At 39.6% G+C, this 1,370-nt stretch carries 2 protein-coding genes; both read left to right on the forward strand.

Annotated features, from left to right (window positions below):
* Positions 1-690: 690 nt before the first annotated feature.
* Positions 691-999 (forward strand): hypothetical protein, encoded by a 309-nt coding sequence (locus tag J7J01_05735; protein ID MCD6210377.1) that lies wholly within the window; start codon positions 691-693, stop codon positions 997-999.
* Positions 989-1,162 (forward strand): 30S ribosomal protein S27ae, encoded by a 174-nt coding sequence (locus tag J7J01_05740; GenBank protein MCD6210378.1) that lies wholly within the window; start codon positions 989-991, stop codon positions 1,160-1,162. Before J7J01_05735 ends, J7J01_05740 begins: the two co-directional genes overlap by 11 nt.
* Positions 1,163-1,370 lie beyond the last annotated feature (208 nt).

Here is a 1,370-nt window from a genome sequence, read left to right on the forward strand (position 1 = left end):
TCGATAAGATAAGATATGAAGTGCGAGCACCGTTACAGCAGTAATGGATTTCCAGATAGCAGATATTCCCCAAATCTTTAGAGTCACTCCTACAATAAGCGCAAAAACAAACATATCTCCAATAACATTCAACATTCCGAGCATATCCTATATAAAGTATAAAGTCCAATCGTAAGACTGGATTTGGGCAGAGGTGCGATGCACCATAGCCAGATACGCTCTGTTATCGGGAGTTGGAGTTGTATATTCGTCGCCAAAGGATAGATATAGATACCATCCTCTCAATTATCTGATTGATCTTTTCAGGTTTAAGATGCCCAATTTTCTACTGATAGAGGATGATTAGTTATTGAAATCAATCCAATCTTAATTTTCTTTCCATAGTCATATTTTAACTAATTTTCATCAACACAAGCTCCTTCTTTAGCTCGTCTAAATGTACAGTCCCAACGCATGGAAACAGGAGAGGATCAGCCTCGGTTGGGCGATCACCGGCTTAAATAAGAGTATCGGTATCTTACTCAACTCAAAGGAATTTAGGTTCGCATCCGTCATATTATTCTCGATGATTTAAGGAGATGAGCAATCCCTTTTATAAGACCATACTTTATAATGTGTTTATACCAATTTGAGACAATAGACAATAAAGAGAAAAGAGAGGTGTAAAGGTAAGGGAGAAGAAGGAGGAAGATGGGTATAGAGGTAGATATAGAAATAGAGAATGAGCGTGAGAATCGATTATTGAGACGTAAGGAGTTTTTCTTCCGGTTAAAGTATGATGGTGGTTTACCGAGCAGAGTGGAGGCACGGAAGGCGTTGGTGAATACACTCCAGTGTAGTCCTAAGCTGCTTGTAATTGACTGGATGCGTGCAGAATTTGGCAAGCGTGAGGCGGTGGGCTATGCGAAGATATACGAGAATGAAGATAGAATGAGAGAGATAGAGAGGGAGCATATATTAAAGAGGAACTTTGGAGGTGCAAATCAAAATGATACATAGATACTATGAAGTATTAAAAGAAAAGGAGAATGATGGAGGACTGAGATTGAAGAGGAAGCGGAGAACATGCCCGAGATGTGGTGCTGGAGTCTTCCTGGCAGAGCATGAAGACCGCTATTCGTGTGGTAAATGTGGCTATACCGAGTTCAGGAAGAAGAGATAGGGATTAGTTAGAGCTAGTTGGGATAGTTAGTCTTATTTTAGCCTAATCCGGAACACCACGAGCATGATTATAAAAGTAGGAGTTAGTATCACAGTATAAATAGCGGAGATGACTGCTGCTCGTTCAAATACGAAAACCTTCCTATTAAATGTGTCAAGAGCGATAATTAGAAATAAAATTAGGGGATAAGCGATAAAGCTGAATGATA

The sequence above is a fragment of the Methanophagales archaeon genome (assembly GCA_021159465.1).
Classification (GTDB): domain Archaea; phylum Halobacteriota; class Syntropharchaeia; order Alkanophagales; family Methanospirareceae; genus G60ANME1.

Excerpts from the sequence above, each read along its gene's own strand:
- J7J01_05735 (MCD6210377.1), top strand. The coding sequence starts at position 691 with ATGGGTATAGAGGTAGATATAGAAATAGAGAATGAGCGTGAGAATCGA.
- J7J01_05740 (MCD6210378.1), top strand. The coding sequence starts at position 989 with ATGATACATAGATACTATGAAGTATTAAAAGAAAAGGAGAATGATGGA.